17 protein-coding genes are annotated in these 16578 nt (G+C 40.5%); 4 read left to right on the top strand and 13 right to left on the bottom strand.

Annotated features, from left to right (window positions below; genetic code table 11):
• The first annotated feature begins 198 nt into the window (after window positions 1-198).
• Complete coding sequence (locus BM415_RS24295) at window positions 199-672, top strand: hypothetical protein (RefSeq protein ID WP_091161941.1); 474 nt, start codon at window positions 199-201, stop codon at window positions 670-672.
• Between the two features lie 255 nt (window positions 673-927).
• Here the strand turns inward: BM415_RS24295 and BM415_RS24290 are convergent, their stop codons facing one another.
• A complete protein-coding gene (locus BM415_RS24290; protein ID WP_139237063.1) occupies window positions 928-1437 on the bottom strand; it encodes a hypothetical protein in 510 nt (169 codons plus the stop codon).
• Window positions 1438-1944: 507 nt separating this feature from the next.
• On the opposite strand from BM415_RS24290, the gene BM415_RS24285 reads away from it, so the two are divergent.
• Complete coding sequence (locus tag BM415_RS24285; RefSeq protein ID WP_091161945.1) at window positions 1945-2586, top strand: S-layer homology domain-containing protein; 642 nt, start codon at window positions 1945-1947, stop codon at window positions 2584-2586.
• Window positions 2587-2848: 262 nt separating this feature from the next.
• Window positions 2849-3328 carry an AbrB/MazE/SpoVT family DNA-binding domain-containing protein gene (locus BM415_RS24280; protein WP_091161938.1) on the top strand — a complete coding sequence of 160 codons (480 nt, stop codon included), beginning with the start codon at window positions 2849-2851 and terminating at the stop codon, window positions 3326-3328.
• 799 nt (window positions 3329-4127) lie between these two features.
• Here BM415_RS24280 and BM415_RS24270 read toward each other — a convergent pair.
• The 11 genes from BM415_RS24270 to BM415_RS24215 form a co-directional block, all read right to left on the bottom strand.
• Window positions 4128-4655: a hypothetical protein gene (locus BM415_RS24270; protein WP_091161937.1), complete on the bottom strand. Its 528-nt coding sequence runs from the start codon at window positions 4653-4655 to the stop codon at window positions 4128-4130.
• A gap of 141 nt (window positions 4656-4796) precedes the next feature.
• Window positions 4797-5090 (bottom strand): AbrB/MazE/SpoVT family DNA-binding domain-containing protein, encoded by a 294-nt coding sequence (locus BM415_RS24265; RefSeq protein ID WP_091161935.1) that lies wholly within the window; start codon window positions 5088-5090, stop codon window positions 4797-4799.
• A 21-nt stretch (window positions 5091-5111) separates the two neighbouring features.
• Entirely contained in the window at window positions 5112-6689 is a 1578-nt protein-coding gene (locus BM415_RS24260) for a hypothetical protein (protein WP_139237062.1), read from the bottom strand.
• 17 nt (window positions 6690-6706) lie between these two features.
• On the bottom strand, window positions 6707-7363 hold the full coding sequence (locus BM415_RS24255) for a hypothetical protein (RefSeq protein ID WP_091161931.1): 657 nt from the start codon (window positions 7361-7363) through the stop codon (window positions 6707-6709).
• A gap of 15 nt (window positions 7364-7378) precedes the next feature.
• Window positions 7379-8407, bottom strand: coding sequence for a conjugal transfer protein TrbL family protein (locus BM415_RS24250; protein WP_091161929.1), 1029 nt, complete (start codon window positions 8405-8407; stop codon window positions 7379-7381).
• 259 nt (window positions 8408-8666) lie between these two features.
• Window positions 8667-9233 (bottom strand): hypothetical protein, encoded by a 567-nt coding sequence (locus BM415_RS24240; protein WP_091161928.1) that lies wholly within the window; start codon window positions 9231-9233, stop codon window positions 8667-8669.
• A 2-nt stretch (window positions 9234-9235) separates the two neighbouring features.
• Window positions 9236-10249, bottom strand: a complete 1014-nt coding sequence (locus BM415_RS24235) for a M23 family metallopeptidase (protein WP_244533729.1) — start codon at window positions 10247-10249, stop codon at window positions 9236-9238.
• Window positions 10250-10323: 74 nt separating this feature from the next.
• Window positions 10324-12192, bottom strand: a complete 1869-nt coding sequence (locus tag BM415_RS24230; RefSeq protein WP_091161925.1) for a VirB4 family type IV secretion system protein — start codon at window positions 12190-12192, stop codon at window positions 10324-10326.
• Between the two features lie 17 nt (window positions 12193-12209).
• Window positions 12210-13268, bottom strand: a complete 1059-nt coding sequence (locus BM415_RS24225; RefSeq protein ID WP_091161923.1) for a hypothetical protein — start codon at window positions 13266-13268, stop codon at window positions 12210-12212.
• A 17-nt stretch (window positions 13269-13285) separates the two neighbouring features.
• Window positions 13286-13510, bottom strand: a complete 225-nt coding sequence (locus BM415_RS24220) for a TrbC/VirB2 family protein (protein ID WP_063568337.1) — start codon at window positions 13508-13510, stop codon at window positions 13286-13288.
• A gap of 200 nt (window positions 13511-13710) precedes the next feature.
• A complete protein-coding gene (locus tag BM415_RS24215; protein WP_091161921.1) occupies window positions 13711-14340 on the bottom strand; it encodes a hypothetical protein in 630 nt (209 codons plus the stop codon).
• 356 nt (window positions 14341-14696) lie between these two features.
• Here BM415_RS24215 and BM415_RS24210 point away from each other — a divergent pair, with 356 nt between their 5' ends.
• A complete protein-coding gene (locus BM415_RS24210; RefSeq protein WP_091161920.1) occupies window positions 14697-15749 on the top strand; it encodes a hypothetical protein in 1053 nt (350 codons plus the stop codon).
• 528 nt (window positions 15750-16277) lie between these two features.
• On the opposite strand, the gene BM415_RS25295 is transcribed toward BM415_RS24210, so the two are convergent.
• Window positions 16278-16578, bottom strand: a 301-nt coding sequence (locus tag BM415_RS25295) for a hypothetical protein (RefSeq protein ID WP_170862607.1), incomplete at its 5' end; no start/stop codon positions are given.

Raw genomic sequence — 16578 nt, 5'->3', positions numbered from 1 at the left:
GGTAAAGGATCGAGGGAAATAAGATCCTAGAATTACTGATTTACATATTTGCCCATATACTTTGCGGGTGGTGTCAGCTTCGCTGGTACTACCCCGGGTTATATGAAACTGACACTCTCACCAAGAAACACAGTTACGTTAGGCATCAGTATTTATAATTTTCCACAAAGGGCAGGTACATTGAGGAGCGACTACATCATGAAAGTTTTTAAGTTATTAGTAATCATGTTTGCTATCAGCGCGGTAGTTTTATCAGGAGCGTTTATCGTATACATGATTCAATCGGATCCAGAAATACAATATGCTACAGGAGACACAGCGCCTTCATCTAAGGCAATATCCTTAATAGAGGGAGAAACGGAAGCGACCAACGTCTTTGAAGATATCCACGAAGAAAATGATGGAGATGCGGAATGGTTACCTGATCCTGATCCAAGCCAGTTTGAGGAAGAGACAAACCAAGGCGAGAAAATTGAACAAAGCGATATATATGGAACTTGGGAATACTTCGAACCAGAGAACCCAGAAGAAGTGATAGAGCGAATTACATACAACAGAGACGGAACTACGGAAATAATTCGGAAGCCAGGGACAGAGTACGAAAGAACAATAACTGGTACTTTCGGGTCAAACCTTATGAAGATCAAGGTTTCATCCTATACACCTATGTAGAAAAGGCTGATTATGATGCAGACGAAACTAATACGTTGCATGCAATTGGATTGATGTCCAATAACATCCTTCCATTATATACAATTATCATGCCATCTGGTCATGTTATGTCTAATCAACCACGGTTTTTAAGAAAAACTGATTAAGTTATAGTCGCAGAGTTTTCAAAAACAATATCACCATTCTCAATAATCAGCGTGTGAAAAAAACCTATTCGGTCGACTTTGAGATCCAGCATTTATCTCAAGCCGACCTTTATATTTTCAAGCTTTTTCTCCATCCATCTAACACCAGTCTTACCTTCTTCTGTTCTTCAATCGCTTTCTCAAGTGCATAGCCAAGAACCATATTCACGGTAACATAGTCGTGTGGACTTTTCGCATCGATGTGGCTTGCTAATCTCCGTACCTGTTCTGTTGTCGTTTCATCCAAGTTACTCTTGATCAGCTGAGCCATAATGTCATACATAACCTTACCTTGTTGTTGTTTAAGTACTTCGGCTATGATCGATGCTGCAGCTCCCTGTACCGAAACGTCCATTGCATAGGCTAGTTCAGATATCCGCTCATAGTCATTGGATCTCAGTCGTACTGATAAGCGCTTTGCTTGATTCTTAAGTAAGGCATAGGGTTCATTATCTAGGTTGCCAATAATAAATCGGTTTTTTTTATATGTTAAATTACGCCGAAAGTGAATTTGAAAGGCATTAATCACTTCATCCTTCTCAAATCCGCTTACAATTAGAGCTTCCCCGATCGTTTTCATGGGGAGATCACATAGGTAGCTCAGCTCAACTATTTTTTCATGTTGAGTTTTGGTTAAAGGCGCGCCTATAGCTCTCTTTTTATCATTTCTGGTTTTCCTTCCCTCAACGGTCATTTTGATCCCCTCCGCTAGGTTATCCCTGCAACATTGTTTACTAGTTGCTGGGTTATTTCTATTTTATGTTCACAAAAAGGATCTATGACTAACATGTATGTAGCTTCGGAGCTCTGGCCATGATATTGATAGAGGTGATTAATATGAAGACCAAAAGTAATGACTTCGGCACACAGTTAGCTCAAGAAATTATCCAGTTCGCAAATTCAAAAAACATGAAGGTTCGAAAAAAAAGAAGGCTGCCTATTACAGGAACCTCCAAAAACACTATCAATAAGCATTAACGTATGTAAGATTGAGTGCCCATCATGACTTGAGAGCTGAAAAGCTCTCTTTTTTTTGTGCTGATGACCGATAAATAATAGTGTATGCAATTCGAGGAGGCGACTTACAATGAAAAAAATATCCGCACTTATCCTGTCTGGAGCTCTGCTGTTACCCACTCTCTCTGCTTCTGCAGCGTCTTTTGAAGACGTGTCTCCAGAGAAGTATTCCTGGGCAACCGCCGCCATCAGTGACATGACAGATCAAGGCATCATCCAAGGTTATCAAGACGGAACGTTCAAACCAAGCAAGAACGTAACCAAGAAAGAACTGGCCATCCTACTGGAACGTATCAAGCCAGGCTCCACTTACAATATCAACCCCACCTATTTGGCTACCGATCCGAACAAAGGGCTCAACCGCTGGGAAGTTATGATGCTTCTGAGCGAAGCATACCCAGCTACGAAAAGGTATTCTGATGCGGAGATGACCAAGACTGTCAGTGCAATCAAGGACGTCAAGAAGAGCGTGGGCAGTGCAAACGGAAAGTTCTCCGATAGCGACTGGACACCGGTTTTAATCGCTGACGAATACAAGAACGGCGTATATATCTTCTGGGCAGACTTTGATTACCACAAAGCATCCGTTCTGACAGACATCATCACTCGGGGATTTATGTCAGCGAATGCAGCTGGTCAATTCCTACCGAAGCAACCGGTTACCAGAGCTGAGGTGGCCACCATCCTTTATCGTGTAAAGCAAACACAATAAGCTATATTTTGAATGGACGAGCTCAGGCTCGTCCTTTATATATTATAGACAGAAGGTGACAAGCATGATCATGACCAAGGTATCGGGTCTTAATTAATGAGTGCACACTACTTTTGGCTGGAGATCGTCAACTAGTTCACTTGAAGGTGTTCCGAAACTATCTTTGGGCTGCTCTGGCAGTAGGGGAACTTAGAAGAAGAATGTGATATCAGTGATAAGTGATATGATACAATGAGGTAAAATATAGGAGAGGAGCCAACTGATGGACAAAGGTAAGAATGTGGGAATGGTACGGAAAGTAGATGGGCTTGGACGTATTGTACTCCCTATTGAATTGCGTCGTAGCCTGGAGATCGAGCTTGGTGATCCCGTTGAATATTTTGCAGATGATTCACGCCTGATTATAAGAAAATACAGAACATACGAATGCATGTTTTGTTTCTCAACCGAGCAGCTTACCTATTTTAAAGAGTATTTCATTTGCAGTTCCTGTACAAAAGACGCTTCGAATAATGGTGTGGAACACGAATGGGAGCAACCAATGGATGTTATTCATGATACAGAAACTGTGTCCAAGCCTGCTCTTGTTGAAATGAGAAAGACCCGAAGTAGGGATACAGCGCATAAACTTGCTAAGATTATGAAAGATCACCCCCACTCCTCTCAAAAACAGTGGGCTGTTCTTCTTGGTGTAAGCCAAGGTCGGGTGAGTCAGTTAATTCGACAACTGAATCAGAGTTAATACGTGTTTTGAGGCATAAAATCTTTTTTCATATAGACACGTGGGTTGTATGCATAAGAGAAAACGTAAAAAAAATACGATATATACTACTATTTTGAATTATGCACTATATGAATATTTCACAATAGATAGATCTTGTAGTACTCGCTTACTCATTCTGTACACCACAATAAGTCGCTCTCACATTGTATAATCGACAGGTTCACCTACACTGCACCAAAAGTTATCGGTAATTTGACAGTGATCCAACAAGTTTTGAAGCTATAGTGCGGGGGACAGTAAAATATGCCCCGCCACATTTTACTTTTGCTTGGAAGGTCTCCATTTGAAGCCACAGTTCATACAGCCGTTAACAATTTCACTTCTCCCAACGAACCCGACTAAGATACTTACAGGCAAGGACAAGCTAATTGATATCCAACAAATAATGCCGATGAAAATAAAAACATCAGTCTCTCCTCCTATACCACTTCCACCACTCGCATTCTGCATAAAAAGATAAGCCCCAACCGTACCGACTATCACTAATATGAGTGGCAGTAATCCCATCCACCCAAGTGTTTTGAACATGTTTGAAAAACTGTAACCCCGTTTATTGGCTACAATTTGCTGTGACTTGCATTTGCGACAAGTAACGGAATTAACATCATTTCCAGTGTTCGATTGGCTACTCGATCTCCCTGCTTGATTGACAGTCTTCCTGTTAGTTTGGGAGAGGGGTGTCTTGTTAGGTTGATTAACTGTTGATCTAGTAGTACGTTGCACTTGTTTTGACTCCCTCCTGATGGTCTCTTTGTCGTTATTTTACATATTCTTTAAAGGCTAAAAGGGCCTCTCGTGCATCTTCCTTGTTTTCAAGGACAAGTTCTTCGTTAAGGTACTCCTCGTATTCCGAATCGATCCCCATCTCCTCATCAAGTTTGGCTGCGGCATATTTAGCTTTAGCCCATTTTGTGGTTACTACATTTATCTTAAGATTTAGCATAGTTTTGGCCACTTCTGTACTTACAGTTCCATCTGATTTTGTGAAATAGTCAATTGTCTCACTGTTTACTAGAGTCTCTTCTGCCTCCGTTATCTCAAGCGTGTCATACCCTTCATTTACAACCTCAGTCGCCATTGTCACGTAGTCAAGTAGCCTGGCAGCCTCTTCTGAGTTAAACTGTCCTGAGTACTTTTCCTGTACTTTGAATTCAAAAGTAATGTCGTCCCCACCACCGCATCCAGAAAGTAATATACTAAGTGCGGCCACTGTTGCAACCATTGCTACTACCTTACTACTTCTCTTCCTCATACTTCTCTGATTTTTAGTCGGTTTGGTTTTCATGTTGTAAATTCCCCCTCAATGTGTTCAGTATATTTATCGGTTGAAGGGTAATAAAAAGAGAGCCTCTTGGCTCCCCGCTTATTCGTTCCGTTGGGTTGAACAGATCAATAAAAAAAGACAACCCTAAAGGGCTGCCTTCCTTCAATCCTCATGTGACTTTTTATATTCACTTAATTCTTCAATCAATTTTTCCAGCCCTTCAGGGCTTAACGTTACTGTGCCGTTACCAAATGAAAAGGTGTGATTCGCTTTTGTGGATTCTCCTGTCACTATACAGGGTTCCAGGTTGTCGTACTTTTCAATGATGATCCTCTCACCATCACTGAATACTTCAAGCATCTGTTTCTCCCCTAAATGCAGTTCTTTACGAATTTGCTTTGGAAGGACAAATCTTCCTATCTCGTCAAGACTCCGGATATATTTCTTCTTTTGCAAACCATCCTCCCCCTGCCCAAGTTAGATTCTATTTACGTTTGCTTTAATCTGTTCAATCTTCTGTTTCAGCTCCTTCACTTGCTTATCATCATTTTTATTTTGAGCAACATTGATTTTATTAGTGAGTTCCTTGATTCGTCGGTTGCTGGATTTGAACTGAGTCACTTTCTCTTTCATTTCGGGATCATCCCCGGCTAATTGAGTAGCTTCTTGAATCAATCCTGACCAGAGATAAGAAACCAGAAGCTGGTTTTTTCTTCTGTCCGCAAGCTCACCATCTGTCATATCAATATCCTTCGCTAGGCCGATTACAGTATCATATTTAGCTGTCATATAGGCAACCTCATAATTAATCGATGCAGCATCAGGGTATTGTATCTGTAGTTCCTTTAGTTTGGCCGTTTCTTTGTTCTCAATCATTTTCATGACCACTGTATCGGATTGGGTCGGGTCAAGCTGTAGGAGCTCTTCATAAAACCCTTCTTTTTCATATAATAGCACCATTTGTTTCTTTTCGGCTTCAGCCAGGTTCTCATATCCGACTGTTTCCAATATCTTTAGAGCTGCTTCGTTTTCGCCATTCATGACTTTGCGGTAAACATCGGCCACCTGATCTGAGTTCAGCGCTGGCTTCTCTTGCGTCTGCAGCACCTCGGCGTTTTCTGAAGATGCTGCATTCGCGTCCGGATTAGGCGGTGTGAGTGTATTCGCTAAAAGAATTACGGCAGCTACACCTACCGATCCCAAGTAAAAATACTTGGAACTGAAGAAGCCTTGTTTTTCTTCCTGATCGCCTTTCTTCTTGACAGGTCGAGCAAGAGCAAGATCATTTTTGGATCGTAATCCGCGGTTCGGCTTCTCCACAAATTCAGATGAAGTTGCAGCCGTTAACTTTCCGTTAGCCTTGGCTTTTCGAATTTCCTTGCGTCTTTCAAAAAATTTCATTTGCTTTAGGTTTTCCTCATACTCGCGGCGAATCTCTTCCTGGCGTTCCACGTTTACAATGGTTTCTTCCAACACCCGTTCAACTTCTTGGACTGAAGAGGCCCTAAGCACTTGTTCTGCAAACCTGATTACTTTATCCCTTTGGTCTATAAAATCAATTAGCCGCGGCTTGCCCAAAACCCTATAAAGTGTAGTTAAGGATAACAAAATTACTTCTTTCAGTCCATCCAACGTAGGAGGGGTGCTGTAAAGCCTATGACCATCAAATTCAAAGACCAGAGCCTTAATTTTGCTATCTGTCAGATCTACAAAAAGATTATTTTTATCCCACAAAATCGCTGTATTAGGATTATTTTTAGCTAATTCAATAAAAGACCGGAAATAGTAAATTTGATCCTCGAAATACAATTGTCGCAAGTAGAAAAAAGATTTCATGTCTTCTAAAAAGTAAGTGAACACCAGGCGGTTAGTCACAAGTGTTATATCATGAGCAAAAAGATAATTTTTGAAGGCTGCCAACGATATTCCCTTTTGCTTATAGACAGTTTCTAATTCATCCAGGCTATCAAAATCGGTATATGAAAGCGGTATGCTATAGTGAACTTCATTACCAACTACTTCAATTTCACCATATTTATTAACTGTAGATTGCATACTATCATTCACTCCTTTCATTGGATTTGAAGATCTTCTTTCAATTTTTCAGAATTATACGGATCTACTTCATCTTGATCTTTTTTTTCCAAATTAGTACCGCCTACAAAAAAACCATCATAGATAAGCTGTACCTGATTATCATTATTTTTAACGAAATGAAGTTTGTATGTTTTAGGATCACCGCTTGCGTATTTTCCGGGTATAACATAAGTCATTGGTATAATTAGCTCACTGACATTAAGGTTGGGATAATAAACTTCTTGTGCTTCTTCTAAAAGCAAGCCAAAACGTGAAGCACTCAGCTCCATCTTGTGATCATCATTGCTACTTGTCCCACTCTCTGGATAGATGCGTGATTGTTCATGAATAGATATGGTAGATTTAATTTTCTCCGACATTTCTTTTTGTAAACCATCTACATCTGCTGTAGAAAACACTGTACGTCCATGAAATCCAGTAAGTGTAGCAACATATTGCTGTGCCATTTTTTTAGCCTGGTCAATATCTTCATTCTTAAAGACAGCTTCCCTTTTCGGTTCCTGCTGCTGCACCGGTTCCTGAACTTGTTCACCACCACCTATAGGATTACTTACAGGTGCTGGTGAATCATCCTTGCTGCACGCCGACAAAACGATTATGAAGGCAGCTGCTAAAAAAATAAGTTTTTTCACCCTGAATCACTCCTTTTATCTACGTTTCATAACCATCATTTTAACCGCCGACTTAGCACCTGAAGCCACAGATCTAGCCGATCCAGTACTAAATCCCCATTGTCCTAATATGCCCGGAAGAGTCAACGAGAGGATAAAAAATGCTGCACCCATAAATAGGTGATAGGTATCCCCAAAGTAAGAAGGTGGTATGAGGAATTGATTTAATCCGACCGCTATAGCAATAAGTTGTAATGCTAACGTGACGAAAGCAATAATGAAATTTTTGAGCCAAAAATCAAAGAAGTTGTACGTATCATTTATTTTGGTTGCAATGGCAATGGGCCCTGCAATATACAAAATAGCTACAAATGCAGTGCGATAAAAGAGTTGAAGCATTAAAACAATAAGCAGAATACCGATGATTAAAATGACGATAATTGAAAACAGTCCTGGCCCCATCAAAATATTGGTAATCATGTTCAATATCATATTTTGACTGCTGATCGTGTCGATAATCTCATGCATTAGCAGCTCCTGCGCGTGCAAAATCCATTCAATGATCGAGTCGTAGACGAAGAGAAAAAATGCACTAACTACAATCGACACTATTTTTTCATTCCAGACGGTTGCGCTGTCCTCCGCATCACCCATCCGTAAACTCACAATCTTCGCAGCATTAAAGGCAATAAATATGGCTAATACAATCTTGGATAATGCAAAAATACCATCTTTATACGCTTCATACGATGGATTTCCGATCACATCTGTTGGAGATATGACCGTTTTTTTCATTAGATCTTTAATGAAATCCATGGCTGAAACTCCAGAATCCAAAGCGATTTTATAGACATGGCATGATACGTCGAATCGACCACAGCTTACTGTACGTTCAACCGGATCATATTTTTTAATAAAGTCTACATAGCTCTCTGGTGCGTTTTCAAAAAAGGGTTGGTGCTCATTATAGTAATCTCCTTCATCGGCATAACTGACTGCCGGGGAAATCGTTATTAATAACGTAAGGAGAATAATGAAACTTGCTAACCATTTTGCTATTTTCATTGTCCTCCAGACCTCCCAATAAAGAAAATGAGAAACAGGACAACAAAAACAGCAACACTCCACTTTAATGTGATCCGATACCTTAACTCTCTGATCTCATCCTCTGTCATTTCAGTTTTGTACTCTAAATAAAATTCACGCTTTGCTTTTTCTATTGGCTGCTCATAAATTTTGGACAGTAGCTTGAATAGCTTATCTAGGCCAGCCAACGTATTACGGGATAGCTTCAGCAATTTTGCTCTTTGGCTTGGAGATAGTCTCATTCCCCATCCCTCGCCCTCGTAGCATTTTCTAAAGCCTCTTGTGCTTGGCGTTTTAACTCGTCGTCACTGGTATCACCCGTAAGGATGATGTCCACGTCATTCACCTTCCATTGCTCATTCTCCCGGATCCAAACCGAATGAACCGAGAAGGTTTGGATATAATCATCAGCTGGGCTGTTCGATCCACCTAATTCATACTGCAGACGAAGCGTTGCATAAGATTCGGCCTGATCGTCTCGATCCTTAACCTTTTTCGTGTACAACTGTTTTATATCAACATTCTTTAGCCCAGTATCTTCGGTCATGTGTACGTCTTCATGATCTTTTTCCCGATTATCTTCTCTAGCAAAACGATTGGCAGCAGCCTTCGATAAATACTCTTGATGCTTCCCCTGTGCATACGCACGTACAAAGTCTTCAGAGCGCTGATTGAGGGCTTCAACATCTTGGTATCCTGCAATGGTCTGCCGAGCCTTGTGCAGCGCTGTGTATTGGTTAAATCCCCATCCGAGAGACAATGCAAGACCAACACCTAAAAGGAGCATTATCCAACCTTTTTTCATTTTTATTCATCCCCTCTGCCCACAGAGTCGTCAGCTCCTTCGTCCGGATAAGACTCGTCCTCGCTCCTCCCGATACTTTGGAGGAAAGGCCAAGGATCTTCTCTTGTACCGTATATCTCACCTGTCTGAATTTCAAAGTGTAAATGTGGCCCCGTCACACGCCCGGTCTTTCCGCAAGTGCCTATCTGTTCGCCTTTGGTTACATTTTGGTTAACACTAACCGATACAACCGTCATATGGCCGTATAAGGTAAACCTGTTCCCGTGATTTATGATAATATGATGGCCGTAATTACCACCGCCTGATTTCACAGCAACCGCTATAGTCCCGTTATCTACTGCATAAATTGGATCACCGATACTGCACGCTAAGTCCGTACCCTTATGCATTGTGGATGGTTTACCCGTTACTGGATGCGTCCTCATTCCATAATGTGATGTAACCACTAAAGGAGGGGTAACAGGATATGCATAGTCTCCGGAAGAAACATATTCGCAGTTTGCTGATAAGCCACCAAAGCTATTAACGATCCGTGTCACGGTTGGGATCCAGTGGGCATTTAGATTATTAGGATCATTTTTCGCACCGACTGGAGCGTACTTGTTACCTACTTGCTCAATGGTGACTAAGCCCTGTGAAATATAAAGTCTATACAAATTGGCAGCCATGAACTCAATGCCTTCATCCAAGGTTCTGAATGTCATAAGCCCACCTCCATCGGGTCTCATGAGTCCACCGGGATTATTTTTCTTTTTCACGGCTGGTGATTTCCCATATGTGGTTTCATGCATTGCAATGGACATCAACAGAACTGGATCAATGTTATTATTTGTAGCAGCATCAATGAATACGTCTTGTTTACCGGTAAAAACCCCTAGATTAGCAAACATTTTGTCAATGTACTCCATGTTTAATTCGCCAGGGGTACAGAGCAAAGGCCCCGATCCGCCAGGTCCATTTCCGCCGCTGTTATCATCCACGATAGCGGCCATGATCGCCGCTATGATTGCTACCATACCTGCTACAAGTGCTATGATTAAAATGTAGTACCTTGCTTTGTAGAGTAAAGCCTGTTTTAAAAAATCGTTCATTACATGATCACTTCACTAAAAGGCTTCCGGTCAAACCATAGCTGTTTCTCTACGTCTGTTAGTACGACTTGCAGCCTAATTTTTTTAGAACCAACAAAGTACAGCCCCTTACCGGCTTCTTCTTCTTTACGACCTTCCACAACCGTTATGGCCGTCTTTTCTTCTTCCGAAAATTGCATGTTCATTTCACGTTCTAAGAAGTCAACTTCAGTATCAGCCATCGGGAGATAGAATCTTTGAGTCGCCTGGTTAATAACGGCTTCTCCGTAATTTCGCTGATCGTCTCTAGCCGATAAAAAGTCCTTGATAGATTGACTGGCCGGTGTAATACCGCAGTTAAAGGATCGCAGCATTTTCATAGCTGTGTACAAATATTCCATTGCCAGAGGAACCTTTGGATCGGCAATGATATGAGCTTCGTCAATATAAAGTTGTGATTCTGATTTATCACCGTTCACCACTTCATATTGGATATGAGATAAAAGCAGGAAGTACACAACACGTTGCAACTTTGGTTTGTGCTGAAGCTCCAAAATATCAAAGTCACACAATGGATTCGTGATATCCACGTTCGTATGACCGTTCAGGATTTTTGCAAAAAGTCCTTCTGAATACGCATAGAGAATAGTGTGGAAATCAGAAATTTTCGTGAATTCTTCTTCTCCTTTTTCTTTCTTCTCTGCAAGGAAATCATACAAATCACGCATAATCGGAAAGTCTGTTTTTTTAAGTTTCCCTACGTTTGTTCGCTCGTTGATGTTGAATTTCTCGTACAACTCTATGAGATATTTTGAAAGTATATCTTCCTGAAGATCATTCATGTCTGGATACATAAGCTTAAACATGGTTAACAGGGTACTTATTTTTGCAAGCAGTGGATTTCCTTCAGACATCCCCTGTCTTTCCATTTCTTTTTGTGCGTCGACACTGATCGCCGGTATGTCGAAGGGGTTAATTATGCTCCCACCATTAAAAGAGAATTTAACCCACTCACCGCCGAGACTTTTATAAATCGCCCCGAACTCTCCTTTGGGATCAATTGTCCGGATGATGTTGCCAAGCATCCATTTACGCATCATGTTCGCGAAAAGGGTACTTGATTTACCGGTTCCTGACATCCCTATCAAAAACTCATGTTTATTGTGTAGCTTGGAATCATCTACGATTACGACATTACCGGTTGTTATGTTACGTCCCTTAATAATTCCATGTTGATCAAAAATTTCGTTTTCATGAAATGGAAAAAAGAAGCTTACTGCTTCGGCGTTCATTGGCCGATACGTCAAGTCATAGACCTTGTTATTACCAATTGGAAGAAAGCTATCAAATGCATCTTTGAGCTTGGTCATAGGCGTTACAGTTTTTGCAAATGGCCCGACAACGGATTTAACCAGTTGCGTTAGTGTATCCAGTTGTTTGTTATCCGCTGCAACAATGTGTATGAGCAATTGGAACATGTACATCCGTTCATTTTTGTAACTGAGCTGATTGAGCGTCATACGGGCACTATCAATCTGTGCTTCAGCTTCAGCTTTACCAGCATCGTTTACATACTTAGAATCAGCCTTTTGCCGGTTCTGACGTATGCTTTCAGACAACTGCTTTCGAACCTCAGCCGAATCATATTCCGTCAAAAATTGCACAACGCTGATATTTTCAGACAAGTCATTGAGGTTCATAATGTGTTCCTGGTTCAATATAGCGCTGTATTCGACAGCAACTAGAGTACGTGTAAAGTTAGCACCTGCACGTACAAATGATTCTTCTTCTTCGATAGAATCCGGTGATAACATATTTAATATGTTTTCATTAAAACCGATATAAGAAGACTCTAATGTCTCCTTTTTCTTTTTGGAGAATATGCCCATGTTCGCTCTCCTTTTCCTTACATGATGTGATCTGTCTTCATCTGCTGCCAGCTTCCACTCATTTCTTCGTAAGTCCGTTCACCCACGGTTAACGGGGAGAACAGAGCTGTTTTAAAGCTGAAATTCACTTGTGCATTTTCGTAATCGATGCAAGCAAACATTAAGTGAAAAAGTTCTTCATTATCTAAGACCTTCGTTTTCAGCTCGTAGCGTCCACCAAGCATATTTTCTATTTGAGTGCTTACGATCTTAACGTCTCGTTCCAGTTCATCAAGAACCTTTTTGCGATTCATAGAATTAAATGGACGTGCCATTATCACGTACCTATTCCGTGAAACCATGTTTTTACTCTTCTGAATATCGTCAACATATTTTAAATAGCTCTTAGCAAGAATTGCCTTTGGATAAGATTCCTCTTTGGCTGTTTGATCATCAATATAACGACCATAATTTGTAAGGTTTATTGGTTGAGCAATTTGGCTCACCTGAAGAGGTAGCATGGATCGTGGTAAATCATTCAAAAATGTTTCATAAGCCTGAAAAATTTTCGTTTTCTCTTTCTTATTTAGCAACGACAGGTTAACACTGGATACCCGAATGACCTTCACGAACCGATTATCAGTTGTTTCATAGCATTCAGAGTACACATTCTTTATGCCAAGCTGCTCCCGTATATCTTTCGATGCATTCTTTTTTTGTTTACTGCTCATGAAATCACCTTTCGTATAGACAAATAATTTTTGACGTCTATTGAACTGGATTCTCCATATAACCCGATGTGTAAAGAAGTTGATGTTCTTACGATCCGGGTGATGGAGGGTGAGGATGAGTAAGAAGGTACCCCAAGGTGATAAACAAATTAGAAGCAATTGTGCGCTAAATGAGTAGCCAGCATGAACTAGATACCACAACACCAGAAATCCTATAGCCATTAATGGCAAAGAGATAAGTATATCCCGGTACTTGATTAAGGAGAGGATGTATTTTTTCGTATCTACATTGAGAGGAAGTTCAATCTTCCCTTCCTCCCTTAAACGGTCTCTACGCTCTACTGCTGACTGATTGTCAAAAATCACATAATCAGCCCCTTAAATTAAAGATTGCTTTGGAAATAGTCCACAATCTGTTTTGCGAGTACAAATACAATCAATCCGATAATGCAAGAGATCAAACCTTTTTTGAATCTAGGTTGATTCTCTTCTCCACCAAATGCAGCCATCAAACCACAAACCAAAATTCCGATTGTAAATAGTGTGATGAAGGTTTTGGTGATATCACCAAACAATGTATTGAACAACCCCTGTAACGACTCGAACATCAAGTATTCCTCCCTTAGTGTTTGCATTTTCCCTTCTAATAGGAATTTTACAAGACTTCCCAAAAAACGAGTATTGGACGATACTCCTAACTGACATTAGCTCCTATTTACCATATAATCCCTCCTGTTTAAATCTATTTAGAATTTATCAGATTTATTTTGTTTTGTAAAGAAGGGATTGCCCTTAATAAAGGCAATCCCTATGTGGAAATATTCCTAATTATTTGTTCAGCGACTAAATTTAAGTAAAACCTGTAAGTTCGATTGGTGCTTTTTGCCTTATTTTCAAGGACTTTCTTCACGCTATTGCTAAAAATAAGGTTCAAATGAGCCTTATTGCTTATTTCGAAAGAGTCAATATTGATGTCCTCGTTCATAATATAATGGGAAAAAAGACTACTTACTGTCATGGAATTTTTTTGACAATAAGTCATGATTACATCTTTCTTTGCTTGATCAATAGTAATTTCAAGATTACCTTTCCCAACATCAATATCATCAGAATCGTCTTGATCAATGAATTTATTTTGGTTGTTTAAAAAATAATCCGATATCAGTAAACCAAAAAATACACGTCTTGAATACCCGTGCCTCTCAATTCCTTCAAGCATCGTGTGCATCTGTTCGCTTATAGTTGATGCAGTAGCTACAGACAGTGTAGTTTCGTTAGCAAGCAAATCTATAAAACGTTTATCATAAGAGTTTTTAAGAATATCTACCAATGCTAATGAAATTGCATTACGTTTACTTGTTCCCATTTTCTTTGCAGCCAAAGCTATAATTTCTTCAGCATTTTTATTCAATGCTAAATTTAGTTTGGGACTTGCCAAAATACTCCCACCTCAGTTCAATCAGAAAATGTCATTTTCTTTGTATCCATCTTTTGCTATAATGCTAGTTAAGTTAAAATAGATTTACTAGTTATCTAAAGATAACATTTCAATAAGTAATTTAAAACAAAAAAAATCCCCTATCTGCTCCACACTATGCTATAAACGGTCACTTGTTTGGCGACGAGAGAACCGTTTATAACATCCCAGGCGAAAGCTTGATAGAGGATTTCTTCTATTTGGCTACATTTATAAAGGTATTATACCATGAAAATAGCCCTATAGCAAAGAAATTCCTCTGTTTTGCCTAACCCTGTTTTATGGAGTTTATGGGCAAAAACGGAGGTTTTTTATTTATGTCAGAACAACAGCCGAGAAAACTTAAACGTTGTGTAATCAAAGAAGAGTTTGTAAGTCTTACAGGTGATGCAGTTTCAGCAGCAATTTTGAACCAAATGATATTCTGGCAGGAGCTTGTTAACAAATCAGATCAAGAAATACAAACAGAGATCAGCGCCTATGAAAAAATTGGAGACAAAAGAAAAATTGCTAGTTTAAAAAAACAGATGAAAAACGGCTGGTTTTGGAAAGCAGCAAAGGAAATGGCCGAAGAAGTAATGTTCTCCACGCGTCAAACTGTGGATAGAAAAATGAGAGCGCTTGTGGATAAAGGGTTTATGGAATGCCGCCCTAATCCCGATCCTCGTTATGTAACTAATTATTACCGTGTAAATCTGGCTTACATACAAACTGAACTGAACAAAATAGGTTTCTCTCTTGAAGGTTATGCACTTCCTGAACCTCAGCAAAAGGTTGAAGAAATGCACGAAGACACAACATATAGTATTGCTCAAAATGAGCAATACTATATGTATGGGGTTGCTCAAAATGAGCAACGGGTTGCTCAAAATGAGCAACGGGTTGCTCAAAATGAGCAAGTCAGTAATTATCTATCTTTAGGTTTTCAATCTTTAAGCTTTGAAGAAGAAGAGGTATACACCGGACGCGATCCGCTTATCCACATGTTGATATTTGTGAGCAAAACAAAAGCTCCTACTATCCGACATGAAGCCTTCTTGCAAAACCTAACAACATGCAACATAAAAAATGAAATGGGAATACAGATTGTTGAGTATATGCGAACACAGAAGCAAGACATTAATAATTACACTTGTGACGCTATTGATCGAACATTTGCGGAATTTGTTAAAAGATCAAAATCTAACGATAAGATTAAAGTGTTCCCTCGTTGGTTTGCGACAACTATTGTTAACAAGCAATTTGAAGTGGATCAAGATGATGCACGTGCCGATGAAACTAGACGTGAAGAAGAGAGATTCCAACGGAGATTAAAGCGTTATAAAAATAGTAGTAACCAAATGGCTGCCGCTACTTCAGAGATGCACTAAAGAGATTGATTACATTCAATTTGAATGCAATCTGAATTATTTCTGAGTTGCTATGACCCGCTTGTGAATGAATACATTCAATTTGAATTGAGTATGAATCACTTTTGAATGTGAATGGAATTAATACTGTTTTTCACAGCATTTTATAACAGCCTGAAATAGCCCAGGATACCTTTTATGTATCCAATCAGTCCTACCCTATCAATCAGCATTTAAAGCGTTCCTGAAGCCTGTGGAAGCTCTCTGAGGATGCAACAGGTGACCGGCACGTAGAAAGCTGTTTCACTGATCCCGGCAGCACACACTCAAAGAGGGTGGCATCCTTTTGTCTATCTTCGGACGTATCGAGCAACCAGGCACGTACCAGGAGCGCCTACGAGCGTCCGGCACGTGGCTGCTCTCTCCGTTCCGAACGAGATTCCCGCAGCTCCATAGCGCCACTAGTGCAGCTCACACGTCCTGGCGGCCATGAATGACCTTTTGTCTGTCTTCAGACGTAACGGGCAACCAGGCACGTACCAGGAGCGCCTACAAGCTGAAGTCGAGACGACCGGCACGTGGCTGCTCTTTCCGATCTGAACGAGATTTGCGCAGCTCCATAGCGCCACTAGTGCAGCTCACACGTCCTGGCGGCCATGAATGACCTTTTGTCTGTCTTCGGACGTAACGGGCAACCAGGCACGTACCAGGAGCGCCTACGAGCTGAAGTCCAGGCGACCGGCACGCGGCTGCTCTTTCCGATCTGGACGAAATTTGGGCAGCATCATAGCGCCCACCGGCGCAGCTCACACACACAGGACAGCCGTAGCCGTCCTTTTGTTCATCTCCG

The sequence above is a fragment of the Paenibacillus sp. 453mf genome (assembly GCF_900116105.1).
Taxonomy (GTDB): domain Bacteria; phylum Bacillota; class Bacilli; order Paenibacillales; family Paenibacillaceae; genus Paenibacillus; species Paenibacillus provencensis.
Note: the sequence above shows the minus strand (reverse complement) of the source record. Positions and strands in the feature narration are given on the sequence as shown.